The sequence below is a fragment of the Sodalis praecaptivus genome, assembly GCF_000517425.1.
GTDB lineage: Bacteria > Pseudomonadota > Gammaproteobacteria > Enterobacterales > Enterobacteriaceae > Sodalis_A > Sodalis_A praecaptivus.
Genome location: NZ_CP006569.1, coordinates 2,325,656 through 2,351,545, shown reverse-complemented (window position 1 = coordinate 2,351,545; position 25,890 = coordinate 2,325,656). Strand labels below are relative to the sequence as shown.

General features: G+C 56.9%; 25 protein-coding genes and 2 tRNA genes. 12 read left to right on the top strand and 15 right to left on the bottom strand.

Annotated elements, in window-relative coordinates; genetic code table 11:
* Positions 1-10 precede the first annotated feature (10 nt).
* On the top strand, positions 11-427 hold the full coding sequence (gene sufE / locus SANT_RS10410; protein WP_025422234.1) for a cysteine desulfuration protein SufE: 417 nt from the start codon (positions 11-13) through the stop codon (positions 425-427).
* Between the two features lie 447 nt (positions 428-874).
* Positions 875-1,882 carry a L,D-transpeptidase family protein gene (locus SANT_RS10405; protein ID WP_025422233.1) on the top strand — a complete coding sequence of 336 codons (1,008 nt, stop codon included), beginning with the start codon at positions 875-877 and terminating at the stop codon, positions 1,880-1,882.
* Between the two features lie 666 nt (positions 1,883-2,548).
* On the opposite strand, the gene SANT_RS10400 is transcribed toward SANT_RS10405, so the two are convergent.
* The 5 genes from SANT_RS10400 to SANT_RS10380 form a co-directional block, all read right to left on the bottom strand.
* Entirely contained in the window at positions 2,549-2,785 is a 237-nt protein-coding gene (locus tag SANT_RS10400; protein ID WP_025422232.1) for a major outer membrane lipoprotein, read from the bottom strand.
* A 557-nt stretch (positions 2,786-3,342) separates the two neighbouring features.
* Positions 3,343-4,755: a pyruvate kinase PykF gene (gene pykF / locus SANT_RS10395; protein WP_025422231.1), complete on the bottom strand. Its 1,413-nt coding sequence runs from the start codon at positions 4,753-4,755 to the stop codon at positions 3,343-3,345.
* Between the two features lie 538 nt (positions 4,756-5,293).
* Positions 5,294-5,370, bottom strand: a tRNA-Val gene (locus SANT_RS10390).
* A gap of 8 nt (positions 5,371-5,378) precedes the next feature.
* Positions 5,379-5,455 (bottom strand) — tRNA-Val (locus SANT_RS10385).
* Positions 5,456-5,614: 159 nt separating this feature from the next.
* Positions 5,615-6,988 (bottom strand): MATE family efflux transporter, encoded by a 1,374-nt coding sequence (locus tag SANT_RS10380; RefSeq protein WP_025422230.1) that lies wholly within the window; start codon positions 6,986-6,988, stop codon positions 5,615-5,617.
* A 235-nt stretch (positions 6,989-7,223) separates the two neighbouring features.
* On the opposite strand from SANT_RS10380, the gene SANT_RS10375 reads away from it, so the two are divergent.
* A complete protein-coding gene (locus SANT_RS10375) occupies positions 7,224-7,841 on the top strand; it encodes a riboflavin synthase (RefSeq protein WP_025422229.1) in 618 nt (205 codons plus the stop codon).
* Positions 7,842-7,911: 70 nt separating this feature from the next.
* Here SANT_RS10375 and cfa read toward each other — a convergent pair whose 3' ends face one another.
* Entirely contained in the window at positions 7,912-9,063 is a 1,152-nt protein-coding gene (gene cfa, locus SANT_RS10370; protein WP_025422228.1) for a cyclopropane fatty acyl phospholipid synthase, read from the bottom strand.
* 473 nt (positions 9,064-9,536) lie between these two features.
* Positions 9,537-10,556: an HTH-type transcriptional repressor PurR gene (purR, locus tag SANT_RS10365; RefSeq protein WP_025422227.1), complete on the bottom strand. Its 1,020-nt coding sequence runs from the start codon at positions 10,554-10,556 to the stop codon at positions 9,537-9,539.
* 220 nt (positions 10,557-10,776) lie between these two features.
* On the opposite strand from purR, the gene SANT_RS24095 reads away from it, so the two are divergent.
* Positions 10,777-10,866, top strand: a complete 90-nt coding sequence (locus tag SANT_RS24095) for a YnhF family membrane protein (RefSeq protein ID WP_148296270.1) — start codon at positions 10,777-10,779, stop codon at positions 10,864-10,866.
* A gap of 210 nt (positions 10,867-11,076) precedes the next feature.
* On the opposite strand, the gene SANT_RS10360 is transcribed toward SANT_RS24095, so the two are convergent.
* Positions 11,077-12,039, bottom strand: coding sequence for a C40 family peptidase (locus SANT_RS10360; RefSeq protein ID WP_025422226.1), 963 nt, complete (start codon positions 12,037-12,039; stop codon positions 11,077-11,079).
* 391 nt (positions 12,040-12,430) lie between these two features.
* Here SANT_RS10360 and SANT_RS10355 point away from each other — a divergent pair, with 391 nt between their 5' ends.
* Positions 12,431-12,778 carry a Grx4 family monothiol glutaredoxin gene (locus SANT_RS10355; protein WP_025422225.1) on the top strand — a complete coding sequence of 116 codons (348 nt, stop codon included), beginning with the start codon at positions 12,431-12,433 and terminating at the stop codon, positions 12,776-12,778.
* Between the two features lie 323 nt (positions 12,779-13,101).
* Here the strand turns inward: SANT_RS10355 and rnt are convergent, their stop codons facing one another.
* Positions 13,102-13,806, bottom strand: a complete 705-nt coding sequence (rnt, locus tag SANT_RS10350; protein WP_025422224.1) for a ribonuclease T — start codon at positions 13,804-13,806, stop codon at positions 13,102-13,104.
* A 130-nt stretch (positions 13,807-13,936) separates the two neighbouring features.
* Complete coding sequence (gloA, locus tag SANT_RS10345) at positions 13,937-14,344, bottom strand: lactoylglutathione lyase (RefSeq protein WP_025422223.1); 408 nt, start codon at positions 14,342-14,344, stop codon at positions 13,937-13,939.
* A gap of 180 nt (positions 14,345-14,524) precedes the next feature.
* Here gloA and SANT_RS10340 point away from each other — a divergent pair, with 180 nt between their 5' ends.
* Complete coding sequence (locus tag SANT_RS10340; RefSeq protein WP_025422222.1) at positions 14,525-14,773, top strand: DUF1289 domain-containing protein; 249 nt, start codon at positions 14,525-14,527, stop codon at positions 14,771-14,773.
* A 944-nt stretch (positions 14,774-15,717) separates the two neighbouring features.
* Positions 15,718-16,152, top strand: a complete 435-nt coding sequence (gene slyA / locus SANT_RS10335; RefSeq protein ID WP_025245623.1) for a transcriptional regulator SlyA — start codon at positions 15,718-15,720, stop codon at positions 16,150-16,152.
* Between the two features lie 77 nt (positions 16,153-16,229).
* On the opposite strand, the gene slyB is transcribed toward slyA, so the two are convergent.
* Positions 16,230-16,697 (bottom strand): outer membrane lipoprotein SlyB, encoded by a 468-nt coding sequence (gene slyB / locus SANT_RS10330; protein ID WP_025422221.1) that lies wholly within the window; start codon positions 16,695-16,697, stop codon positions 16,230-16,232.
* 326 nt (positions 16,698-17,023) lie between these two features.
* Here slyB and anmK point away from each other — a divergent pair, with 326 nt between their 5' ends.
* The 5 genes from anmK (at position 17,024) to pdxY (ending at position 21,642) form a co-directional block, all read left to right on the top strand.
* The gene (gene anmK / locus SANT_RS10325; RefSeq protein ID WP_025422220.1) at positions 17,024-18,148 is read left to right on the top strand and encodes an anhydro-N-acetylmuramic acid kinase; all 1,125 of its coding nucleotides are present in this window, start codon (positions 17,024-17,026) and stop codon (positions 18,146-18,148) included.
* 76 nt (positions 18,149-18,224) lie between these two features.
* Positions 18,225-18,551 (top strand): MliC family protein, encoded by a 327-nt coding sequence (locus SANT_RS10320; RefSeq protein ID WP_025422219.1) that lies wholly within the window; start codon positions 18,225-18,227, stop codon positions 18,549-18,551.
* 61 nt (positions 18,552-18,612) lie between these two features.
* Complete coding sequence (gene pdxH, locus SANT_RS10315) at positions 18,613-19,263, top strand: pyridoxamine 5'-phosphate oxidase (protein WP_025422218.1); 651 nt, start codon at positions 18,613-18,615, stop codon at positions 19,261-19,263.
* A gap of 159 nt (positions 19,264-19,422) precedes the next feature.
* The gene (tyrS, locus tag SANT_RS10310) at positions 19,423-20,697 is read left to right on the top strand and encodes a tyrosine--tRNA ligase (RefSeq protein WP_025422217.1); all 1,275 of its coding nucleotides are present in this window, start codon (positions 19,423-19,425) and stop codon (positions 20,695-20,697) included.
* An 81-nt stretch (positions 20,698-20,778) separates the two neighbouring features.
* Entirely contained in the window at positions 20,779-21,642 is an 864-nt protein-coding gene (gene pdxY / locus SANT_RS10305; RefSeq protein ID WP_025422216.1) for a pyridoxal kinase PdxY, read from the top strand.
* 141 nt (positions 21,643-21,783) lie between these two features.
* Here pdxY and dtpA read toward each other — a convergent pair whose 3' ends face one another.
* From dtpA to rsxG, 4 genes are all read right to left on the bottom strand, one after another.
* Positions 21,784-23,307, bottom strand: a complete 1,524-nt coding sequence (gene dtpA / locus SANT_RS10300; RefSeq protein ID WP_025422215.1) for a dipeptide/tripeptide permease DtpA — start codon at positions 23,305-23,307, stop codon at positions 21,784-21,786.
* Positions 23,308-23,923: 616 nt separating this feature from the next.
* A complete protein-coding gene (gene nth, locus SANT_RS10295) occupies positions 23,924-24,562 on the bottom strand; it encodes an endonuclease III (RefSeq protein WP_025422214.1) in 639 nt (212 codons plus the stop codon).
* Positions 24,555-25,253, bottom strand: coding sequence for an electron transport complex subunit E (locus SANT_RS10290; protein ID WP_025422213.1), 699 nt, complete (start codon positions 25,251-25,253; stop codon positions 24,555-24,557). The genes nth and SANT_RS10290 overlap by 8 nt, the downstream gene beginning before the upstream one ends.
* A complete protein-coding gene (gene rsxG / locus SANT_RS10285) occupies positions 25,246-25,881 on the bottom strand; it encodes an electron transport complex subunit RsxG (RefSeq protein ID WP_025422212.1) in 636 nt (211 codons plus the stop codon). The genes SANT_RS10290 and rsxG overlap by 8 nt, the downstream gene beginning before the upstream one ends.
* Between the last annotated feature and the right edge of the window lie 9 nt (positions 25,882-25,890).

Below are 25,890 nucleotides of genomic sequence, written 5' to 3'. Positions count from 1 at the left end.
GCGAGTAACGATGGCGAATCTGCCTGATAAAGATAAATTGCTGCGCAATTTTTCCCGCTGCGGCAATTGGGAAGAGAAGTACCTGTATATTATCGAGCTGGGCGGCCATTTACCGCCCCTGCCGGCGGGCATGCGCACCGCGGATCATCTTATCGCCGGCTGCCAAAGCCAGGTGTGGATCGTTATGGCGGCTGATGATAATGGCCGCGTCCAGCTGTATGGCGACAGCGATGCCGCGATTGTTAAAGGCCTCATCGCGATGGTGTTTATTCTCTATCAGGGCATGACGCCGGCGGAAATCGTTACCTACGACGTGCGGCCTTTTTTCGACAGCCTGGCGCTCACTCAGCACCTGACGCCGTCCCGGTCGCAGGGGCTGGAGGCCATGGTGCGGGGTATTCGCGCCCAAGCCGCCGCGCAGCCCTAACCGCTTGCGCCGTCCCTGCCGAGACGGCGCGGCCGCAAGGTGCCTTGGTGTCACTTGGTGGTACCCGCTCGGCCCGATGCGCCTGTTACGGCGTAGCGGGCGCGGCGGGCGACGTGCTATTTTCCTATCCCCTGGGGGCAACCTGAATTGTGTCGCCCGTTCTGGCAAGCGACTTGCTTTATCGGCCCTCTATTCCATCTCTTCTCACGCCGGGCTCCTCTCAGTTCAGCTCAAGTCCTTCGCCCCTCTCATAAGTCGTTGTTCTCGCGACGGGAGGCTCGCGCCCGTTTTTATGCGCGGCAGCGACCTGTGCCGCCGCGCTTTCGGACTTCGCTGCATCGCGGCGCAGGCCGTTCATTTGTTACACTGAGGCCTGGCGCCCATCGGCCGTGTTTCATTCCGGCACACCGTGGCGCCGCTTCGCAGGTTACTGACCCAGGATCGCTTATGCTAAATCTCACTAACAGGCTGGCGTGGACGCTGGTCGCCGTGCTGGCCAGCGCGATTAACGCGGCCGACGCCACCGTTTATCCGCTGCCGCCGAACAATAGCCGCCTCATCGGCGAAAATACCACCCACACCGTGATGCAGGATGGCGGTTCGCTGGAGGCGATTGCCGACAAATATAAGATCGGCCTGCTGGCGATGCTGGAGGCCAATCCGGGCACCGACCCCTGGCTGCCGCGGCCGGGAACGGTGTTGACCATTCCCAGCCAAATGCTGTTGCCCGACACGCCGCGCAAGGGCATCGTTATCAACCTCGCCGAATTACGGCTATATTACTACCCGAAAGGGGAAAACACGGTGATTGTTTACCCCATCGGTATCGGTCAACTGGGGCGCAACACGCCGGTTATGGTGACGTCAATCAGCCAAAAAATTCCCAATCCGACCTGGACGCCAACCGCCAACATCCGCAAAATTTATCTCAAAGAGCAGGGTATTACGCTGCCCGCGGTGGTGCCGGCGGGGCCGAAAAACCCGATGGGGCTGTATGCGCTACGGTTGGCGGCCGGTAGCGGCACCTATCTTATTCACGGCACTAACGCCAATTTCGGCATCGGTATGCGGGTCAGCTCTGGCTGTATCCGCTTACGCCCCGACGATATCGAAGCGTTGTTCAATAGCGTGCCGGTGGGCACTCGCGTACAGGTGATTAATGAACCGGTGAAAGTGGCGGTAGAGCCTGACGGCAAGCGGTATGTGGAAGTGCATCAGCCGCTCTCCCGCTCGGAGAAAGACGATCCGCAGACCTCACCGATTCGCTTTAATGCGCGGACGGCAAAATTTGTCGCGCAGCCCGCCACGGATCGCGTCATGGTGAAACAGGCGGTGGCGCGCCGTTCGGGAATGCCGGTATTGATCAATAACGGCGAACCGGTCACGCCTGCGTCTTCCGCAGCCGAGGCGCAAGCGGCGCAAGGCTCGGCCAGCGACCCAGCCCCGGGAGCATAACCCGCCGCGTGGCGAACGGCCGGCCCCTCGGGCTGCGCGAAGAGTATCGCTACCCGTAACAACGGACGCAGCGCCTCGGTCGGCGGCGCGTCCGTTGTTGTTTTGAGTAACGCAGAGAAATAAAGGGACATGCCGAGCGCAGGGCAGGCCGGCGGGCAAGCCGCCATCGAGGCTAAGGGCACGCCCGATGGCCTGCGACAGACCATAGCGTCTGCTGGCGCGCACTCCCAGCCCCGCTGCGGGCATAGCGCTATCGCCGATGCGCGTACTCTCGGGCTAAAGACTATCAGAGGTCATAACGCGCCGCCTGGGGCCCCTGCGGGCATTCATCCCCATAAACTATAGCGCAGCGCCTGCGGACTTATGCTTCGTCAGGGCTACAGCGCAGCGCCCGCGGATAATGATTCGTTAGGGCTATGTGCCGCGTCTGCGGACTTATGCTTCGTCAGGGCTACAGTGCCGCGCCTGCGGATAATCATTCGTCAGGGCTACAATGCCGCGCCTGCGGACTTATGCTTCGTCAGGGCTACAGTGCCGCGCCTGCGGTGCCAGGAAAGGGGAGATAGCGCATCGCGCGCCTGGGACAGGTGTGGGCCCTCGGGCCTGCCGGTAAGGCAAAAAAAAATGGCGCACAAGGTGCGCCATTCCCAATCAAGACCGGAACTCTTACTTACGGTAAGAGGTGGCTTGGTTGTCCAGACGTTGGTTAGCACGGGCAGCGTCGTCTTTAGCAGCCTGTACGTCGGAGCGCAGAGCGTTCACGTCGTTGCTGATCTGGTCAACTTTGGCGTTCAGAGTCTGAACGTCGGAGGACAGCTGATCGATTTTAGCGTTGCTCGAGCAGCCAGCCAGCAGAGTGGAACCCAGAATTACCGCGCCCAGTACCAGTTTAGTACGATTCATTATTAATACCCTCTAGATTGAGTTAATCTCCATGTAGCATTACAAGTATTACACAAACTATTTTCGAATGAGAATAAATTTTGCGAATAAAACGATTAAATTCGATCGACCGCTCAAAGAAACATCTTATTTTACAGAGTGGTTAAAAAAAAACGCCTTAGAAGCCTTGCGGCCATAAGATTTCTCCGATTAAGGCGGCGGCAAAACGTGCTATCGAAATTGGCCGCGCTACCTATTTTATTTCTTTGGCGTGATTCTTTTGTCGGCTCGCCCAATTAGCGGCGACGGCGACGGGGTGGTGGAGGTGAAATAGGGCCAAAGATAAAGTTTCTTTATACCATTCTGGTACCAAATGCGGTATTGCATAGCTGCCCGTTAATTAATAAGTATTACACTTTTTAAATAATACCGGCGACCAACAACAAAAAAGGCCCCTGTATGGACAGGAGCCTGGGATGCAGTCGACGGCCGCCGGGAACGCCGCGTATGAGCTATAAAGGCCATCGCGTCGCCGCGACAGCCAAGAAGGTCTCAGCGGGCGCACCCGCTGCCGATGCTTACAGCATATGCACCGAGGCGGTGTTGGTCGTGCCGCTCGGCACCAGCGCGCCGGACACCATGACGATAATATCGCCTTTAGCCGCCAAGCCGGTTTCTAACGCCATGGCTTTACCGATGCGGTAAAAATCATCGGTCGACGCGATCTCTTCCACTAACTGGCAGGCAACCCCTTTGCTCAGCAGCAACTGGCGGGCGGTCAGCGGATTGGTGGTCAACGCCAGGATTTCCGCTTTCGGGAAATATTTGCGTACCGACTTGGCGGATTTCCCGCCTTCTGTCGCGACCACGATCAAAGGCGATTCCAGTTTTTCCGCGGTTTCCACCGCGCCGCGGCAAACGGCTTCGGTAATGCGCAACTTGCGGCTGTCGTGCTGACCGTCAATACGGCTCGGTAGCATACGATCGGTGCGCTGGCAAATGGTGGCCATAATAGTAACCGCTTCCAGCGGATATTTTCCTTTGGCGCTCTCGCCGGACAGCATCACCGCATCGGTGCCGTCAAGAATGGCGTTGGCCACATCGCCGGCTTCCGCGCGCGTTGGGCGAGGATTTTTGATCATCGAGTCGAGCATCTGGGTGGCGGTAATGACGACCTTGCGCGCCCGGTTACACTTCTCGATCATCATTTTCTGGGCGAAGATGACTTCTTCCACCGGAATTTCGACGCCGAGATCGCCTCTCGCCACCATGATGCCGTCGGACGCTTCCAGAATTTCGTCGAAATTGTTCAGGCCTTCCTGGTTTTCGATTTTAGAGATGATCTGGATATGTTCGCCGCCGTGCTGCTGCAAATGTTCACGAATTTCCAGTACGTCGGAGCGCTTGCGGATAAACGAGGCGGCGATAAAATCCACCCCTTGCTCGCAGCCGAAAATCAGATCGCGTTTGTCTTTTTCCGCCAGCGCCGGTAGGGCAATGGACACGCCAGGCAGATTGACCCCTTTATTTTCGCCGAGATCGCCATTGTTCAGCACCTTGCACACCACCTCATCCTGGGCGACGCTGGTGACGGTCATGCCCAACAGGCCGTCATCCACCAGCACGGTATTGCCTACGGCCAGATCCTGGGTGAAGCCGGGGTAGGTGACCGCCACGCGCTCGCTGTTGCCAACCACGCTCTGATCGGTAGTAAAGGTAAAGGTTTGGCCCGCGCGCAGTGAAACGTCGGCACCGTTTTCAAGCTTCATGGTGCGGATTTCGGGGCCTTTGGTATCCAGCAGGATGGCGGCCTGTTGACCGGTTCTCTTCAGAACCGCGCGCAGATTTTTGATGCGCTGGCCGTGCTCTTCATAGTCGCCGTGGGAGAAGTTAAGACGCATCACGTTCATCCCTGCGTCGAGCAGGCTGGACAGTACCTCTTCGGATTCGGTTTTCGGGCCGATGGTACAAACAATTTTAGTCTTTTTCATAACGTTGATTTCTATAAGTTGTGATGGATGATGAATCTGGTGCATCGCCGGACCAGGCCCGCGATGAAAAAAAAAGCCGCTTGCTAAACCTGCGGTCCATATTTAAGGATAGGTGACAACGCTCGGAACGTAAGGAAAAAAAATAGAACGGCTCAGCCCGGCAGGGCCGGTATGCGCCGGAGGTCAATGCTGTTTTTAGACGTTGGGGGCAAATCAATCGGCGCTAACCCTTCAATTGAAATAACGTTTTGCATTATAGTTATTGGCAGGCGGGAAACAAAGTAAAAACTGGACAATTAATGCGTTAGCACAAAAAAAAGCGTGATTGTGTCATTTTTGCCGCAGATCGTCGCCATCGGCAAAACCCGTTTTGTCACGCGCGGGTGCACATTGTTTAGCCTCATGAAAATACCCGGCGCCGAAGCTGGCGCAGAGGACGCTGGCTGAAGAGAGGCCGTGGGAAACATAGCGCAACATCATCGCTGCACAAACAGTAGCGATTAAAAAAGGAGTCGAGGGAAAAGGGAACGGTAAGATTTGGTGCGTCCGAGTGGACTCGAACCACCGACCCCCACCATGTCAAGGTGGTGCTCTAACCAGCTGAGCTACGGACGCACAAAGAATGGTGCGTTCTAATGGACTCGAACCATCGACCCCCACCATGTCAAGGTGGTGCTCTAACCAACTGAGCTAAGAACGCATTTTGTTGCCTGCTGCCTGCGCGGCAGCGGGACGAATATTAACGGGCTCTATCACGCCTTGCAAGGGGAAAACGCGTTTTTTCCCCCGAACGCCGATTGATTGTCGAGGGAATGTGCATTAAGCCGGCTTTTTCACCGATCAAGAGGCGTCATGCCCCTTAGCGCGCCGCCCGACGCAAAATGCGCGCGGGGGTTTGGCGCTGTAGCCAGCGCATCCGGCACATCATCAAAACGGCGGCTGAGGTCAGACCGACAATAAACCCAATCCAGAAACCGCTGGGACCCATGGCGGGTCGCAGCCAATCCGTCAGCGCCAGCACGTACCCGCACGGCAGGCCGAGCAGCCAATAGGCGGTAAAGGTGATAAAGAAGATCGACCGGGTATCCTTATAGCCGCGCAGCACGCCGTTGCCGATAACCTGGATGGAATCAGAAATCTGATAGAGGGCCGCTAGCAGCATTAAATGCGAGGCCATGGCCACGACCGCCGGCGTATCGTTATACAAGAGCGCAATCCGCTCACGCAGCAGACTGGTAAACAGGGCGGTGCAGCAGGCCAGCGTGACGCCTATCATCAGGCTGGCCCTGGCGCTGACTCGCGCCTGCTCAACATCGCCTTCCCCCAGGCGAAAGCCGATGCGGATGGTGGCCGCCACGCCGATCGATAGCGGCAGCACAAACATGAGCGAGCTGAAATTCAAGGCGATCTGATGGCCGGCCACCGCGATGATGCCCAGCGGCGCGACCAGTAGCGCCACCAGCGCAAACAAGGTGACCTCGAAAAACAGCGAGAGCGCCACCGGCAATCCCAACGTGAACAGTCGCTTTAGCGCTATTGGATCGGGTTTTTGCAGCCCGCCGGTTAAGCGCAAATCGCGAAATGAGCTGGTCCGGCGCATATAGGCGCGCAAGAGCAAAAACATTATCCAGTAAACCGACGCGGTCGCGACGCCGCAGCCGACGCCGCCCAGCGCCGGCATGCCGAGTTTGCCGTGAATGAAAACATAGTTGATGGGAATATTGCTCATCAAACCGATGAAGCCTATCACCATGCCCGGTTTGGTGCGGGAGAGACCTTCGCACTGGCAGCGCAGTACCTGAAAGAACAGATAGCCCGGCGCGCCCCACAGCAGACAGCGCAAGAAGGCGACGGCCTTCTCCGCCAGCGCCGGCTCGACGCTGTGCATATGCTCGATGACAAGATGGCTATTATACAGCAGCACCATGATGACCAGCGCCACGCCCAGCGCCAGCCAGAAGCCCTGACGTATCTGATGGGCAATCCGGTCTCGCCGTCCGGAGCCGTTGAGCTGCGCGATAACCGGCGTTAGCGCCAGCAGCAGGCCGTGACCGAACAAAATGACCGGCAGCCAAATGGAGGTGCCCACCGCTACCGCGGCCATATCGGTGGCGCTTACCGAGCCGGACATAATGGTATCCACGACCCCCATCGCCGTTTGCGATACTTGGGCGAAAATTACCGGGATGGCCAAAGCCAGTAAGATACGCGCTTCCTTAACATAATTTTGCACGCGGACACCTTTGTTGCGAGTGACGAACCGAATTTATTAATGGAACCCGCACGCGTTGACATGGCTGGATCCTTTTAGCGGCATAGTGTAATGCATTTTGTCGACGAAGATAGCAGGAAAATGACGCGATATAAGGGGCATAGCCTCTATGGTATCCTGTCAGTATTTGGAATTCGTCATATTATGGGGCAAACTGAGCGCCGAGTTATTCGGTGTAGCCAGATGAGGAAAACGCATGTTTACGGGGATTGTTCAGGCCACCGCGCCCATTACCGCGATTGAGGAAAAAGACCATTTTCGTACCCATCACGTCCGCCTGCCGGCGGCGCTGTTGCCGGGTTTGACCATCGGCGCGTCGGTGGCCCATAACGGCTGTTGCCTGACGGTGACCGGCATCGCGGGCGACGTGGTCAGCTTCGATCTGATGAAAGAAACGCTCCGGCTGACCAACTTAGGCACGCTTAAGGTCGGCGATGAGATCAACCTGGAACGGGCTGCGACCCTGCAGGCGGAGATTGGCGGTCATCTGATGTCAGGGCATATTATCTGCACCGCCGAGTTGACCAAAATCGTGACCTCGGAGAACAATCGGCAAATTTGGTTTTCCTTGCCGGACAGGGCGCTGATGAAATACATCCTGCATAAGGGTTATATCGGCGTTGACGGTATTAGCCTGACGGTAGGCGAAGTCGCGGGCAACCGTTTTTGCGTACATTTAATTCCTGAAACGTTGCTGCGCACCACGCTCGGTAAGAAACGACTCGGCGATAGCGTCAATATCGAAATTGACCCGCAGACGCAGGCGATTGTCGACACCGTAGAGCGGGTTTTGGCGGCGCGCGAGCGCGCCTGACCCAGATGGGCGGCGGCGCGGTCTGACAGCGCCGTCATATGCGCCGGCAGCCATGACGGCGCAACGTTGTTTACCGCGCGACGCGCAGACCGCCTTCGACGCCCCGAGGGCTGAACAGAACCTGCCATAGCTGGATATTGCGGGCGCGGAACGCGCCGGCGCAGGCCTGTAAGTAGTAAACAAACATGCGGTAAAAACGTTCGGAATAATTGCCCTGCAACGTCGGCCAGGCGGCGATGAAGCGTTCATGCCAGGCCATGAGCGTGCGATCATAATCCGCGCCGAAATTATGCCAGTCTTCCATGACGAAATGGGGCTCGCTGGCATCGGCAATATGCCGTACGGACGGCAGGCAGCCGTTCGGGAAGATATATCTGTTAATCCACGGATCCACATTCATATCGGTCCGGTTCGCGCCGATGGTGTGCAGCAAAAACAGACCGTCGGGTTTCAGATTACGGGCCACCACATCGAAATAGGTTGGGTAGTTTTTCGGCCCCACGTGCTCGAACATCCCTACCGAGACAATGCGATCGAATTGCAAATTTAAATCGCGATAATCCTGCAACAAAATCGTGACATCTTGCCCTGCGCAGCGCGTTTGCGCCAGCTTTTGCTGCTCGGCCGAGATAGTGACGCCGTGGACTTTAACGCCATAATGTTGTGCCGCATAATTCGCCAGACCGCCCCAGCCGCAACCGACATCCAATAGCGACATCCCCGGCTGCAATTGCAGTTTCTGGCAAATCATCTCCAGTTTATTTTGCTGGGCCTGCTCAAGGCTGGCGGCATGAGGCCAATAACCGCAGGAATATTGCATATACGGATCGAGCATCAGCGAAAAGAGGTCATTGCCTAAATCGTAATGTTCTTTACCGACGATCCAGGCCCTTTTGCGCGATTGGAGATTAGTCAGGCGCGCCGCGGCGACGCGTAGGGTATCTTTTAAATGATGGGGGAGCTTATTTTCCAGTCCGCTGCGCAACGCACGCTGAAAAAACATATCCAGCCGTTCGCAATCCCACCAGCCATCCATGTAACTTTCACCTAAACCCAGTGAACCGTCCTGTAGTACGCGCTTAAAAAAATCCGGGTTGTTGACGCGAATATCGAATGGACGGGATCCATTGATTTCAATGTCGGCTTCAGCGAGTAATTCATGGACGATGCGATACCAAGCGTTATCCTGAAAGCTCAGGTCTTCAACACACGAGGAACTCATAGCTTCTCCATCACCTTTCTTCTAAAAATACCTCGTCAGGAAGAGCCAGGCGCTGCCTGCGAGCTTTTATAAGAATCCACGGTAAGCCGTGGTGTCTGATACGACAAATTAACAGAGGAATAGAAACTCAGAATGGTTGTTAAACCGGCTGCTTTGCACGAAAAAAGCATGCATGAGTAAACATCAGGTCCCTAAAGCAAAATGAATAAACAACTCGTTATAATTGTTAACGTAATTGAGTATAAGCCTGCATCCGGCTTTAGACAACTCCAAAAACAGCAATAGGAATAATAGCCTAAGTTAATGATAACTTTGGGAAACAGTTACACTCCTCAAAGAGTTAGTGCGCCTAAAGAGTTATTATTCATTTCCGCGTCGCGGGGAAATTGACGCGGCCAGGTAGCGCGTAAAACGCCGTGCATAATGGCCAATGCCGCCGCAAACACGGGGCCTCAGCCATCGACGGCACTGGATTAGCGGTTACGGTAGGGGCCATCGGCCACCGAACAGCGCTCCACCAGGGTGGGATGAACCTCGATCGTCTGCGCGGCTTCCCGCTTGCTGATGATCCTATCAAGCAGCATGGTCAGCGCGGATTCCCCTAATACGGCCTTGGGCTGATCCACCGTGGTAAGCGCGGGGGTGAAATACCGCGAGTGGCTGACATTATCGTAGCCTATCAGTGAAATGTCTTGCGGTACGCGCAGCCCATGCTCGTGGATGGCGCACAATGCGCCCATCGCCATCTCGTCGCCGCCGCAAAATATCGCGCTGGGACGGTGGGACTGGGCCAGAATATGTTGCATGGCGCGATAACCGGAAGCCGGCTCGAAATCACCTTGAACAATCCAGGCCTGGTTGGGCAGAATATCGGCCTCTTTTAACGCATGAAGATAACCGCGGTGGCGCCCGCCGCCGGTATTGCGCGCCAGCTGGCCGGGAATGGCGCCAATATCCCGGTGGCCGCGATCGAGTAAATAGCGGGTGGCCATATAACCGCCGGCAAAGGCATTATCGACGATAGTATCGGTAAAATCGCCGCGCACCTCACCCCAATCCATCACCACCATGGGAATATGGCGATATTCTTCCAATAGCCGCAACAGGGCTTCGGGGTATTCGGCGCACATCACCAACAGCCCATCGACCCGCTTTTGCGCCAGCATTTGCAAATAGGCCTGCTGTTTCGATGTTTCGTTGTGGGAATTGCACAGGATAAGGGTGTAGCCTTTGGCAAAACAGTGATGCTCTATGGATTCAATTATCTCGGCGAAATAGGGGGCTTCGCTGGTGCTGGCCAACAGACCGATGGATTTGGTGCGGTTGACCTTCAGGCTGCGCGCCACCGCGCTGGGGGAATAGCTGAGCTGTTTGATGGCGTCCCATACGGCGCGTTTGGTCTCCGGCGCCACGAAGCGGGTTTTATTAATCACATGGGAAACCGTAGTCGTTGATACCCCCGCGTGTTTGGCTACATCTTTTATGGTTGCCATCTCTAAACTACTCCTGGATCCCTCGGCAGCAGGGGATAATGCTATGTGAATCGTTTGCCTGCCAACAAAAGGCAATTTTCCTCGATTTGTCGAGAAAGTGAAAGCGTTATATGCGTTGAGCCGCCGGCGGGACATGCTTTTTGGCCACGGTTATGGCAAGATAGAGAACGAATACCGACTAACTTAGCCACCTGACGCAGAAGCGTTAAAAGGAAATATCATGAGCCGCGATTTTGCTTGGTCGTTAACGACTACCGTCTTTTCGCTGTTGGTCATTATTATCTTCAGCTTTACCGCCGTATTGAATTGATCGCGTTTGGCGCCGCGCCAAACTTCACCCAGACGGTAAAAAGGGCTCCAGGCCCTTTTTTTTGTCATCTTTAAACCACTTCTAGGGAGCTGGATCGAATTGCGGCCCAGGAACGGCGCGCGGATCGGCACGGTGAACTGGCGCGGACGTCAAAAGGCCCTTAGGACCTACGCTGCGACGGCAAGGGGGAGAGGCTGTCGCGCGTGGCCGTCAGCGAATGGTGGTGGGCGTCATCACGCGGCGGGCGCCGACATAATGATCCTGCCAATAATCTTCGCTCAGGTAGCTGATACGGATGTCACGCCCGGTGCGGGGTGACTGAATGAAACGGCCATTGCCCAGATAAACCCCGACATGATCCGCCGTGCCGCGGTTGCGGATGCGGAAAAAGACCAGATCGCCGCTTTCCAACTCGCTCTTTTTCACCGGCGCTGCATCCCGCAGGTGGTACATTTCGTTCGCGGTACGGGGCAGCGGCACGCGGATTAAGTCTTTATAGGCGTAGTAAATCAACCCGCTGCAATCGAATCCGGTGGTCGGCGATTTACCGCCCCAACGATAGGGCTTGCCCACCTGCGACATCAGTTTGGCCATCGCCGTTAATTTGGCGTGCTGGTAGCGAACCTTGTGGCTTTCGCTCATGCGCAATGGCTGCGCGTCTGCCGCCATGGCCGTCGTCCGGGCTTGCGCGCCGCCGCGATGGCGTCCATAGGCTTTCTTCAGCCCTTTGCCGGCGGCCTGGTTATGCGCCAGACGCGTATTTTCACGTTGGCGGCGGGAAGACGTAATGGGGCTTTTACCCACCTTCACGGCGGCGGTTTTATCGCTGGTGACGCTTTTCGTTTTCGCCCGCTGCCCGGCGGCGTGCGTTTTTGCGGCGGTGGTTTTGCCGGCGGTTGGCGCTGTGTCGGCGGGGGGCGTTTTGGTGGCGACGGCCTTGCGGGGTTTCACCACGGCGGATTTTAACTTGGGATTACCCAAATGCTCGCTCTCGGTGCTGCGGGTCTTTTTTTGCAGCTTAACGGGCTTGCGCTTGCGTCGGTCATCGGTTTTCGCCGCGCTGGCCTGCGATTTACGTTGATCGGCATTGACTCCCGCATTCGGCGCGGCGTGCGCGAGATTGAGAAAGAGCTGGGTAAACAGCAGCACAAAAAGCGTAAAGCATAAACGCATGATAAACGCTATCCTCTGTGGCCCAAGGTCGGGGGAAAATGACGGCTCAGCTGAATTTAAGCTATTTGCGGTTCTAATGCATCCGTATTTTCCTACAGATTGTGAATAAACGTGAATAACATGCGCGATGCGGCATTTTTGCGCGCGGGCAGCCGTAAAAAGCAACGGTTTTACAGCCCGTTAAACGCCCTAGTCGCAAATCTGCGCCGCCGCAAGGGCAGACCCGGCGTTCGTGCCCGTTGTATCACGGCCGGGGCGGCTGAAGCCCGCCTGCGGGGCTAACGTGAAAAAAGCATTTAAATGTTCCCCCCGGAATCGTTAGAATAGTGAATTACGTCAGACCCGATGCATGATAAATAAAAGCCAGCCACTGGCTTAAGGAAGCGAGACAATGACCACGACTATCGAAAAAATTCAGCAACAGATCGCCGAGAATCCGATTCTTCTGTACATGAAGGGCTCGCCTAAATTACCGGGCTGCGGTTTTTCCGCCCAGGCGGTACAGGCGCTGTCCGCCTGCGGTGAGCGTTTTGCCTATGTCGATGTGCTGACCAATCCGGATATCCGCGCTGAACTGCCAAAATTCGCCAACTGGCCGACCTTCCCGCAGCTGTGGGTGGACGGCGAGCTTATCGGCGGCTGCGACATCGTCATTGAAATGTACCAGCGCGGCGAGCTGCAGCCGCTGATTAAAGAAACGGCGGTAAAATACAATTCGCAAGCGGATAACGCGCAGTAACGGGTGGAATGTGCGCACTATAGCGCGCCGTCCCGATGCCGTCCGGCGCTAATGCGCCACGGCCGAGAGACCGCCTCGGCGCTATCGCACCCAAAACCACCCAAGGCACAGCGGGTGGTTTTTTTTGCCTCTCAGCGTGCCGGGCGCGGGGCAGTGCGGGCGTCATCGCCGCCCGGCATGCCCTGCGGCGTTCGCTAGGCAACCTCTCAAGCGCCAAGGCGCCGTACCATCCCCATGACGCCCCGGGGACGGGCAGGTGGTGTGCCCTGCAAGCGCCAAAGCCCTGTCATTGTCCGCGCGGACGGCCCGCGGCGTGGCAGCGTTTACAGATCGATAGCGGGGTTGGCGCGATCCTGCGCGGCGCAAGCCTCCTCTTCGGCGTCACCCGTGGCGGGTAGTGCGACCGGCCAGCCGCCCAGACGTTTCCAGCGATTGACCAATTCACAAAACAGGGTCGCGGTACGTTCGGTATCATAGAGCGCCGAATGCGCTTCACCGCTGTCAAAGGCAATGCCGGCGGCGCTACAGGCTTTCGCCAGTACGGTCTGGCCGAGCACCAGCCCGCTGAGCGCCGCCGTATCAAAGGTGGCGAAGGGATGGAAAGGGTTGCGTTTCAGGCCGGCGCGACCGGCGGCGGCCATGAGAAAGCTGTGATCAAAAGCCGCATTGTGGGCGACTATAATGGCGCGGTTGCAGTCCTGATCTTTAATTCCTTTACGTACCAGTTTGAAGATTTCATGCAAGGCTTCATATTCGGTTACCGCGCCGCGCAGGGGGTTGTGCGGATCGATACCGTTAAAGGCCAGCGCTTCCGGCTGCAGCAGCGCGCCGGGGAAAGGGTCGACGTGGAAATGCAGGGTGTTGTCGGCGTGCAGCCAGCCGTCATTATCCATTTTCAGGGTGACGGCGGCGATTTCTAGCAGGGCATCGGTCCCGGCGTTGAATCCCGCGGTTTCCACATCAATGACAACGGGATAAAAGCCGCGAAAGCGGGCGCGGAGGGTGTTCAGATCGTCTATTTCAGCCATGCCAGTTCTTATGTTCAGCGAATTCAGCCGCCATTATGGCAAATTTTGGCGCGGCTTGCATGGCGAGTTATGCCCGCGCGGCGCGGAATACCGGCCGTGAACCCCCAGGTCCCGGCCGCGCGTACGCTGCTTAATTGCCGACGCCTTGACCGGCGTGTTTGTTTTCAATCAATTCGATTTTATAACCGTCCGGATCTTCAATAAAGGCGATAACGGTCGTTCCGCCTTTCACCGGCCCGGCTTCGCGGGTTACTTTGCCACCGGCCTGGCGAATGCGTTCGCAGGCGGCCGCCGCATTGTCCACGCCCAAGGCGATATGGCCATAGGCGCTGCCCAAATCGTAACTCTCCACGCCCCAGTTATAGGTCAGCTCGATGACCGCGCCTTCGCTCTCGTCGGTATACCCTACAAACGCCAACGTATATTTGTATTCCGGATTTTCGCTGGTGCGCAGCAATCGCATTTCAAGGGTTTTGGTGTAAAAATCGATGGAGCGTTGTAAATCGCCTACCCGCAGCATGGTATGTAATAAACGCATAATGTCCTCTTGAGCCATCACGGTCGGTGCGGCCGTGTTAAGTGAAGAGACTTCAGTATAGCCTGCGGGGTGAAACCGGTTCAATGCCGCCCGTTAGCACAGATTGCCGGTACGCTCGGTAAAAAATAACTTGCCAGCGAAGACAATGCCGTCTTCAATTTATAGGCGAGAGGAGGACGTGTGGCGGAACAACTTGAATTTTTCAGCCTGCCCAATCCCTGCCGCGGCGTGTGCCAATCGGATGCCCGCGGCTATTGCCTCGGCTGCCTGCGCAGCCGGGACGAGCGTTTTCAGTGGGGCGGGATGAGCGACAATCAAAAACGCGAGGTGCTGCGGCTTTGCCACCAGCGCTATCTGCGCCTGCGCCGCGCCGCGGCCGCTGGGCACGAACCGCCGCCGGACGCGCCGGAACAACCCTCCTTGTTTTAACCGCCGCGGTGCCGAATCCCAGCGCTAGGCGCACCGGTGCCTTAAGCCCGCCGGCTCGATGCGCCTGTCTGGATTAGCGGTCTTGAGCTCGCGGTTAAGTATGCCGTCGCTATCGGGTGTAGCATAGCGCATTATGTTTGTCCGGCGGGGGGCCGGGCGCCAGCGCCAGGCCGCGTAGGTTGTCTGGCGCGGGGGCGAGGGTCTGGTCGCGGCAAAACGGCCGCCGGCGATGTCCGCACAATTTAAGGGGATAACCCGCGAAAATCGCTATCCGAAATAAAACCTAACGCGAAGAGATAATAAATGGTTTTCGGTCCGATGCGGTATGGATAATCCTTTGTTGTCGGGCGACAATAGCCAAGCGGAAGGCGTATTTCCTGAAAGGAGAAAACAATTTAACGCAGGGGAAATAACATCAGATTTTGGTGATAATTAGTTAAAAAATAGCCATGAAGCTGTGGTTTTTTTCTCCATAATAATTTCTAATGTATTAAATAGTTATTTATATATTTAAATTACAATATGCTACTGAATACATGGGATATTGATATTTGTTATATCTTCATTTAACTTAAATTAACAATAAACTACGTATGTGGCAATAATAGTGTTACAGTTATGAATAAACCGTCCGGCCCGTCAGCGTGAAAGCCGGCTGCGCTGGCTTCTGCGGGGAGACCCTGACTGTCTGCCAGCGCGTTTAAACCACAAGGGAATCAGTGGGGGCAGAACGCCGCGTTTCCCGACCCGATCGGGAAAGTACGTCGCAAACGGCGCGTGTGTGTGACGTCCAATTTTTATTAAGGAAGAATATGCCGCTTACATCGATCTCTACATAATGCTTAGGTTATGGGTATATATATTTGTAATTTGCTCATCCACCCATTAGGATGGAGGGGAATCCAGGGAGCAAGCTTAATCAGCTTAATTATAAGGAGAGAGAATTGGAATCGCCATTAGGATCAGATTTGGCGCGACTTGTTCGAGTATGGCGCGCTTTAATTGACCACCGCTTAAAGCCTTTAGAACTCACACAGACGCATTGGATCACTTTACATAATATTTGCCAGTTACCCCCTGAGCAGTCTCAGATTCAACTGGCGAAGGCTATCGGCATCGAACAGCCATCGTTGGTGCGGACGCTGGATCAGCTCGAAGAAAAAGGGCTTATCACTCGGCACACCTGCGCCAATGACCGCCGGGCGAAGCGGATCAAACTGACCGAATCTGCTGACCCTATTATCAAAGAAGTGAACAATGTTATCGACAGCACTCGAGATGAAATTCTCAATGGCATTAGCCAGGAGGAGATTCAGTTGCTGAGCAATATGATTGCCAAACTGGAAAAAAATATTCTGGAGCTATATAACAAGTCTTGATGCGTTACGTCCACGGCACTGACGTGAGCAAAAAAACCGGCCCTAGGGCCGGTTTTTTGTTGAGCGCAAGCGGGGGATTAACGCGGTGAAACGGTGATGGTGCGGCCGTTGCTGGCCAGCGCCACGCGTTGTCCCACGCTGAAGCGGGTATTGCCCTGTTTCTGCACCACCATAATGGTGTTGCCGTCATCTTTACGCACTTCAAGCTCCACGCCCTGGGTCCGGTTTACCGCGCCTTCGACGCTTGAACCGGCTACGCCGCCGGCGACGGCGCCCGCCGCGGTGGCCAGGCTGCGGCCGCTGCCGCCCCCGACGGTATTCCCTAAGAACCCGCCCAGTACCGCGCCGCCGATAGCGCCTATGACATTGGAGTCTTCACCGCCCTGAATCTGCACCGGCCGTACCCCAACCAGGGTACCGTACGTCACGCTTTGAACCTGTTTGGCCTCAGAGGCGGAATAAACATCGCCGGACAGCGTGCTGTTATTGGCGCAACCCGCCAGCGTCATACCGGCCAGGGCCACCACGATCAAACGTTTCATCATAAAAAACTCCAGTTAACATGCCGTTCTGCGAGGCAACCCCGGACAGAAGCGGATAATCGATTAAAACTTCATGCGCCGGTGTAGGGGATCGAACTGCCCTGTAACGCGCAGAGACTACAGACAATTATATCGAAAAAAAGATAAACTGCGAATAAACGAACTAAGATAGTTAGTTAATTGAATTGTTATGACACTAAGTGCATGTCATATAATTCCTTAATCAGTATAAACCTGGCGTTTTGCGTGAATTTTCATGGCCTCCTGCCGTAAAGCTGGGTAACTTACCCTTTATCTGTCACATTCCCGCACAAGGGAGAGGGAGTGAAATGAGAACCGGCCGATATATAGGCATTATGTCCGGCACTAGCCTGGACGGTATCGATGTGGTGCTGGCAGCGATCGATGAGCATACCGTGGCGCAGCAGGCCCGCTATTGCCATCCGATCCCGTTGCCCATCAAACAGCAGATCCTGGCGATGTGCCAGGGCCAGGCGGTAACCCTTTCGCAGTTCGGACAATTGGACACCCGGCTTGGCATTTTGTTCGCCGAGGCGGCGCTAAGTTTATTGCGGCAGACCGGCGTGGCGCCGCGCGAGGTGACGGCTATCGCGTGTCACGGCCAAACCGTTTGGCATGAGCCGGACGGCGCCGCCCCCTGTACCCTGCAAATCGGGGATAATAACCGCATTGCCGCCATGACCGGTATCACTACCGTAGGTGATTTTCGCCGGCGCGATATGGCGCTGGGCGGCCAGGGGGCGCCGCTGGTGCCGGCGTTTCATCACGCGCTGCTGGCGCATCCCCAGGAACGGCGCATGGTATTGAACATCGGCGGTATCGCCAATCTGTCGTTGCTGCTGCCGGGCCAGCCGATCCGCGGCTATGACACCGGCCCTGGCAATATGCTGCTAGACGCCTGGACCTGGCGGCACCGTAAAGCGCCTTATGACCAGGACGGCCGATGGGGGAGCAGCGGGCAAGTTCATCAGGGGCTGTTGCAGCATCTTTTGGCCGACGGGTATTTTCTGCGCCCGGCACCGAAAAGTACCGGCAGGGAGTATTTCAATCTCGGCTGGTTGGAGCGCCATCTGGCGCGTTTCGGCCCGATTCCCGCCCAGGATGTGCAGGCGACGCTGGCGGAGCTGACCGCGCAGACCATCGCGCAGCAGGTGTTGTTGTGCGGCGGCTGTGAACATTTGCTGGTCTGCGGCGGCGGCGCGCGCAATCCGCTGGTTATGCATCGTCTGTCGGCGCTGCTGCCGGGCATTGAGGTCAGCTCTACCGATAAATTCGGCGTGAGCGGCGATGATATGGAAGCGCTGGCCTTCGCCTGGCTGGCGTTTCGGACTTTGTCCGGGTTGCCGGGCAATCTTCCCTCCGTCACGGGCGCGCGGGAGGAAACGCTGCTGGGGGCCATCTACCCGGTCACGGCCCCGGCGGGGGAGAAATAACCTTGGCCGGCGCGGGGTACGCCGGGCGTTCACCGGCCTCTGACGGCCCTGTATAAATCATAAAAAGGAGATCAAGATGATGCGAAACCCGATGGTGATCCTCTCCCTGGCGCTGGCCGCTTCGGCCTGTAGCTATCCCGGCGGTCGGTCCGCGCAAACGGAAACCTTGCATTATCAGTGCGGCACGCTGCCGCTGACCGTGACGTTGGATAACGTTCACGAGCGGGTGAACTTTATCCTTGACGGCCAGCAGTTGAGTTTGCCGCAGGTTGCCACCGCTTCCGGCGCCCGCTATAGCGATGGCCAATACAGCTTCTGGTCGAAGGGCGAGCGGGCGTTTATCGAGCGACAAGACAAAATCATCGTCGATGATTGTGTCATCCAGAGCGCGGCGGGTAAATGATTGAGATTTTCAGCGTCACGGCGCACAATAACGGCTTTCATTGCCGCCTTTTCAGCAAATTATGACTGAACATTCAATCGATATTGCCGCCCTGCGCAGGGAATATACCCGGGGCGGGCTGCGTCGCGCCGATTTAACGGCGGAGCCGATGGCTTTGTTCGAGCAGTGGCTCAAGCAAGCCTGCGCCGCGCAGCTTCCCGATGCCACCGCCATGAGCGTGGGTACCGTGGACGCGGACGGTCAGCCGTACCAGCGGCTGGTATTGCTTAAACATTTCGACAGCCAGGGTATGGTGTTCTACACCAATCTCGGCAGCCGCAAAGCGACGCATTTAGCGCATAACCCCCGCATCAGCCTGCACTTTCCCTGGCACGCGCTGGAGCGGCAGGTTCTGGTGCTGGGCCGCGCGGAGCGGCTCTCGGTTATCGAGGTGATGAAGTACTTTCACAGCCGCCCGCGCGACAGCCAGATAGGCGCCTGGGTTTCGCGGCAATCCAGCCGGATCTCCGCCCGCGGCGTGTTGGAAAGTAAGTTCCTGGAGCTGAAACAGAAATTTGCTCAGGGCGCGGTGCCGCTGCCCAGCTTCTGGGGCGGTTATCGGGTCACTATCGATGCGATGGAATTCTGGCAGGGCGGTGAACATCGCTTGCACGACAGATTTCTCTATCGGCGTGAAGAGGGCGGTTGGCACATTGATCGGCTGGCGCCCTAGCCGAAACGGTTGGCGCCGTCACCGAAGCGCCGGGCATTGCACCTGCCCGCGGCGCCGGTGCCACGATAACGTATTTTAAGGACAGGGTCTGGCGCGCTGGTGAAAACCGGCGCGGGCCGCGGTGTCCTTTTTTTCTCTTTCTTGATAATGGAGTTTTTGATGGCAAGCAGTAACCTAATACAACAATTGCAAGAGCGGGGCCTGATTGCCCAGGTCACGGACGAGACGGCGCTGGCCGAGCGGTTGGCGGCTGGGCCGATCGCGCTATATTGCGGCTTCGATCCCACCGCCGACAGCTTGCATTTGGGACATCTGGTGCCCTTGCTGTGCCTCAAACGCTTTCAACTGGCCGGCCACCGTCCGGTGGCGCTGGTGGGGGGGGCTACCGGGCTCATCGGCGATCCCAGCTTCAAAGCGACCGAGCGCAAGCTCAATACCGCGGAAACCGTCCAGGAATGGGTAGAAAAAATCAAACGCCAGGTATCGCCGTTCCTCGATTTTGATTGTGGCGAAAATAGCGCCATCGCCGCCAACAATTATGATTGGTTTGGCTCGATGAACGTGCTGACCTTTCTGCGCGATATCGGTAAGCACTTTTCCGTCAATCAGATGATCAATAAAGAAGCGGTGAAGCAGCGGTTGAACCGCGATGACAGCGGCATTTCCTTTACCGAGTTCTCTTATAATTTGTTGCAGGGCTACGATTTCGCCTGCCTGAATAAGCAATATGGTGTGGCGCTACAGATTGGTGGCTCGGATCAGTGGGGGAACATTACCTCCGGCATCGATTTGACGCGCAGGCTGCACCAAAACACGGTGTATGGCCTGACGGTGCCGCTTATCACCAAAGCGGACGGCACCAAATTCGGCAAGACCGAGGGCGGCGCGGTGTGGCTGGATCCCAGCAAGACCAGCCCCTATAAGTTTTATCAGTTTTGGATCAATACCGCCGACAGCGACGTGTATCGCTTCTTGAAATTCTTCACCTTCCTGTCGCTTTCCGCTATTGAGGCGCTGGAACAAGAAGATCGCGCCAGCGACAAAGCCCCTCGCGCCCAATATGTGCTGGCGGAAGAGGTCACCCGCATGGTTCACGGCGAGCAAGGGTTGGCGGCGGCGAAGCGTATTACCGCTAGCCTGTTCACCGGTGCGCTGGCGGACCTGACCGAGGAGGATTTCGCCCAATTGGCGCAGGACGGCATGCCGACGATCGCCCTTGAGCGCGGCGCGGATTTACAGCAGGCGCTGGTGGCGGCTGAACTGGTGCCGTCGCGCGGCCAGGCCCGTACCATGATAAGTTCCAACGCGGTGGCGGTAAACGGCGAAAAACAGGCATCGCCGGAGTATGTGTTTAACGACGCCGATAGGCTGTATGGTCGTTATACCCTGCTGCGCCGGGGTAAAAAACACTACTGTCTGCTCAACTGGCAATAGCGGGATTTCCGGTAGGGGGCTTCGGGCCCCTTTCTTCTGTGTGACGGCCGCAGGCCGAAGGTGTGTAAGGCGATTTTTTTGATGAAGAATGTTCTCTCTATCCAGTCTCACGTGGTTTACGGTCATGCGGGCAATAGCTCCGCGGTATTTCCCATGCGCCGGATGGGCGTTAATGTGTGGCCGCTCAATACCGTGCAGTTTTCTAACCACACCCAGTATGGTCAGTGGACCGGCTGCGTGATGCCCGCGACGCACCTGACGGAGATTGTGAAAGGGATAGCGGCAATTGATGGTCTCAAGCGCTGTGATGCGGTGCTGAGCGGCTATATTGGCGCGCCGGAGCAGGGAGAGCATATCTTGACTATTGTGCAGCAGGTGAAAAAGGCAAACCCCGCCGCTCTGTACCTGCTGGATCCGGTGATGGGCGACCCGGACAAGGGATGTATCGTTGCGCCGGGCGTGGCGGAATTCCACTGCAAAGCCGGGCTGCTGGCCGCCGATATTATCGCGCCGAATTTGCTAGAACTGGAGCAGCTTAGCGGACATCGCGTAACTTCGGTGGATGAGGCGGTGGCTACCGCCCGCGAGCTGATTCAGCGCGGACCGCGCATGGTGCTGGTAAAACATCTCAGTTACGCCGGTTATGATCCCCAAAGTTTTGAAATGGTGCTGGTTACCGCCGACCAAGCCTGGCATACCCGTCGACCGCTGGTGGATTTTGGCGCCCGTAAGCCGGTGGGGGTGGGGGATCTCACCAGCGGCCTGCTGTTGGTGAATCTACTAAAGGGATTGAGCCCGCAGAAAGCGTTGGAGCACGTCACCGCGGCGGTGTATGAGGTGATGAAACAGACCAAAGAGAGCGCGGAATATGAATTGCAGGTGGTAGCGGCGCAAGACCAAATCGCGCTGCCGCAGCATCATTTCCCGGCGTCGCCGGTGGTGTAAACACCGGACAATACTCGCGGCGGCGTTGATAGCAGGTGCGCCGTTGAGCGCTTTTGTTGCCCAGCCGGCCCGTTACGGGCCGGCTTTTTTTCACTCTGGCCTCTCCCCTCGGTGGGTAGGTCGGGACCCGCGGCGCGGCGATTATTCGCCCTGCGTCGCCGGCATCATGCCCTTTTGCGCCGGTTGCGCCGCACCGTCCGCCCGCGCCAGACGGTTAAGCTTCGGCGCGAACGCCAGCATTAGCACGGCGATGACGCCGGTGCAGATGCCTATCTGCATAAACACATGGCTATAGACCTGCAAAGAGTGGTGCGCATCGCTCACGTCGGACGGTACCGCGGATAAGTTGGCGACGAAGCCGGCGATAATCGCCGCCGCGGCGGTGGTTAAGAACCAGGCGCCCATGATGAACCCCATCAAACGCTGCGGAACCAGCTGCGCCACCATCGCCAGACCGAGTCCGGAGATCATCAACTCGCCAATGCTTTGCAGCGCATAGCTCAGAATGAGCCAGTAAATCGACACCATGCCGGCCGCGCTGGCGAAATGCGCACCCAGCGGCAGCACCAGGAAGGCCAGCGAACACAGCACCATACCAATGGCAAACTTGAACGGCATCGGCAGGCGATCCCCCAGGCGATTATATCCCGCCGCCAGTAATGGGCTGGCAAGCATGATCCAGAAAGGATTCAGCGCTTGAAACTGCTCAGGTTCAAAATTCAGTCCCAGCAGCGAGGTTTCAACATTATGAATAGCGAAAAAGTTAAGGGAGGTCGGCATCTGGCTATAGAGCACGAAGAAGACCACCGCTTCCAGCATCATGATGAACGCGACCAACATCCGGCGACGCGCCGCGCCGTCAAGACGCAGGGTTTCATAGGCGAAAACCAGTAAAATGCCGAGCGTCACCGCGCCGAGGGCCATACGCGCGATGTCCTGATGATGCAACAACCAGGTGGCGACGGGGATAAGCACCAGAATGCCGGCAATCACCGCCAGCAGACGCGCTCCGTTGAGCGCCTCAAAATCTGGCGCTGAACCGTAATCTTTCACGTAGCCGCGGCACAACACAAAGTTTACCAGCGTGATAAGCATCCCGACGACGCTTAACGAAAACGCCACGCTCCAGCCGTAATGCGCCGCCAGCCAGGGCGTCGCCAGCATCGACAGGAACGAGCCGATGTTGATGGCCATGTAATACATGGTAAAGGCGCCGTCCAGGCGCGGATCGCCTTTTTCATAACAGGTGGACAGCAGGGAGGACGGGTTGGCTTTGAACAGACCGCTGCCGACGGCAATGGTGGCCATACCGAGATAAACCCAGAAGACCTCATGCCCGGACCAGGCCACCATGCTGTAACCGGCGGTGAGCACCAGGGTGCCGAGAATGATGACGCGTTTGGTGCCGAGCACTTTGTCGCCCAGCCAGCCGCCGATGGCGACAAAGCCATACACTAGCGCGCTGAAGGACGAAAACAAGGTAATGGAGGCGGATTCCGATAGGCCCAGCATTTTTACCAGGTAAACGGCCAGGATCCCCTGTAGGCCGTAGTAGCCGAATCGCTCCCATAGTTCGATGGAAAAAATGAGATAAAACGATTTCGGTTGCTTGAACGCGTTGATGGTCACGCGGGGTTCCGTGGTTGGTTGGTTTGCAGTTGACACAAGGACCTCGTTTTTCATTCTGCTTTTTGGCGTGCAGAAATTGTCGTGGGTAATGATGGCGGCATCATTCCACACGTATCGTTTTCAAAAGGGGCGAACGGTTAAACATCCGTTCTCGGTCGTTCGGAAGATTTTAACGCTGTTGCATAATGCAGTTCCGGCGAAGCATAAAATATAATGCAGTCCCAAGACAATCGGTTTTTTATGCTGCTAGGTTAATAATTATCAAACGAAACTAATTTTCAACATGAAAATTAGTCACTTACCTATGAGAGAAAAAAGCGATGAACAAGGTGAATTGCTGTGCCTTTAACCAGACAGACGGGACACATCGTGCGTGACTATGCACATGCCGCTTATCGTCAAGGGTGCAGAGACAACGACGGGGTCGCGTTCTGCCCACAGCCTTAAGCGGCTTTCCGCAACGGCGCCTTCAACGGGCATGGGGGCGGCGATCGGCGTCAATGGCCGTCTGCCTGGCGCGCCCGGCAACGGCCGCGTCAGGGCTACTGCCGGCGCGACGCCCTGTAGGGTCAGGCCGCAGATGGCGCGACGCCTTGAACGGCCAGGCCGCAGATGGCGCGACGTCCTGAAGGGGCAGGCCGCCGAGGACGGGTTATTGCGGATAATGTTTTTGATCGTACTCACACAGATCTTCAATCAGGCAGGAGCCGCAGCGCGGCTTGCGGGCGATGCAAGTATAGCGGCCGTGGAGAATAAACCAATGGTGGCAATCGACCTGAAACGCTTTCGGCACGACGGCCAACAGCTTTTGCTCCACCGCTGCCACGTCTTTGCCAACCGCAAAACGGGTACGGTTGGCGACGCGGAAAATATGGGTATCCACGGCGATCGTCGGCCAGCCGAAAGCGGTATTCAGCACGACATTGGCGGTTTTGCGCCCGACCCCCGGCAGCGCCTCCAGCGCGGCGCGGTCCTCGGGTACCACGCCCTGGTGCCGCTCTAGCAGCAGTCGACAAGTTTTAATGATATTTTCCGCCTTGCTGTTGAAGAGTCCTATCGATTTGATATAGCTTTTGACGCCCTCCACCCCCAGCGCCAGCATGGCCTGCGGCGTATTGGCCACCGGAAATAACAGGCGGGTGGCCTTATTGACGCTGACATCGGTGGCCTGTGCCGAGAGCAGTACCGCGATTAACAGCTCGAAAGGCGAACGGTACTCCAACTCCGTGGTGGGGTGAGGATTATTGGCCTGCAGGCGGCAAAGCATGTCATAACGCTTGGTTTTATTCATCGGCTAACGGTTGTCCCTGTTGCAGCACTACCGGTCGGATCGGCTTCGGTTGCCTGGCTTTTATGCGTTGATCGATAAGGTATTTTCCCGCCAGCATAAACCCCAGGCCGATAAACGCGCCGGGCGGCAGCATCGCCAGCAAAAACGGCGTGTCGGTGTGAAACACCTCGATGCGCAGCACGCGCGCCCAACCGCCCAGCAGTTGATCGGCACCATCGAACAGCGTGCCGTTACCGAGCAGCTCACGCAGGGCGCCGAGCAGAAGCAGCGCGCAGGTCGAGCCCAATCCGATGGCGAAACCGTCCAGCGCCGCCAGCGACGGCGGCCGCTGCGAGGCATAGGCTTCCGCCCGGCCGATGACGATGCAATTGGTGACGATGAGGGGAATGAAAATGCCGAGAGATTGATAAAGGCCAAACGCGTAGGCGTTAATAAGCATCTGTACCGTTGAGACCACCGAGGCGATAATCATCACATAGATAGGAATGCGGATTTCGCCGGGGATCCAGCGGCGCAGGGCCGATACCGCGGTATTGGTGCAAACCAGCACCAGCGTGGTGGCAAGCCCCAATCCGAGCGCGTTGGTGGCGGTGTTCGATACCGCCAGCAGCGGACACAGCCCCAATAACTGCACCAGCGACGAGTTATTGCGCCACAGGCCTTCGATGATGATCCGTTTCGCTTCATTCATGCGGCGTTTCTCCACAATGGGGCATCTGCTCCAGCGCGTTAAGGTTCTTTTTCAAAAAGCCGGCGGTGCGTTTTACGCCATTCACCACTGCTCGCGGAGTAATGGTGGCGCCGGTGAACTGATCGAACATACCACCGTCTTTCTTTACCGCCCAACTTTTGTCGTTATCCGAGCGCACGGTTTTGCCGCTAAAGTGGGTGATCCAATCCGAGATGCGCAGCTCGATTTTGTCGCCCAGCCCCGGCGTCTCATGATGGCGCGTCACCCGGGCGCCCAAGACATTGCCAGCGAAATCCGCGCCAATCAGCAACTCAATGGCGCCGGAATAGCCGTCCGGCGCGGTGGACTCCACCGCCGCCGCGACCGGCGTGCCATCCATGCGCGCCAAATAAAGCCGGTGCGGGGCGCTGCTACCGAGCGCCGGGTCGGTCACCAGATAACACTCGTCCAGCAGCTGGTTATTATAGAGATTCGGCGGCAACACCTGATCAAGCAATTGCATCTGCTGTCTGGCCGCCTGCCGTTCAATGGTGCTGGTGGTCAGGCTGTTGACCAGCGCCGTCAGCCCGGTGGCAAGGGCGGCGAATACGGCAAGGGTCGTGCCGTGCTTCCTCATTGTCTCTAACATCCTACCTTC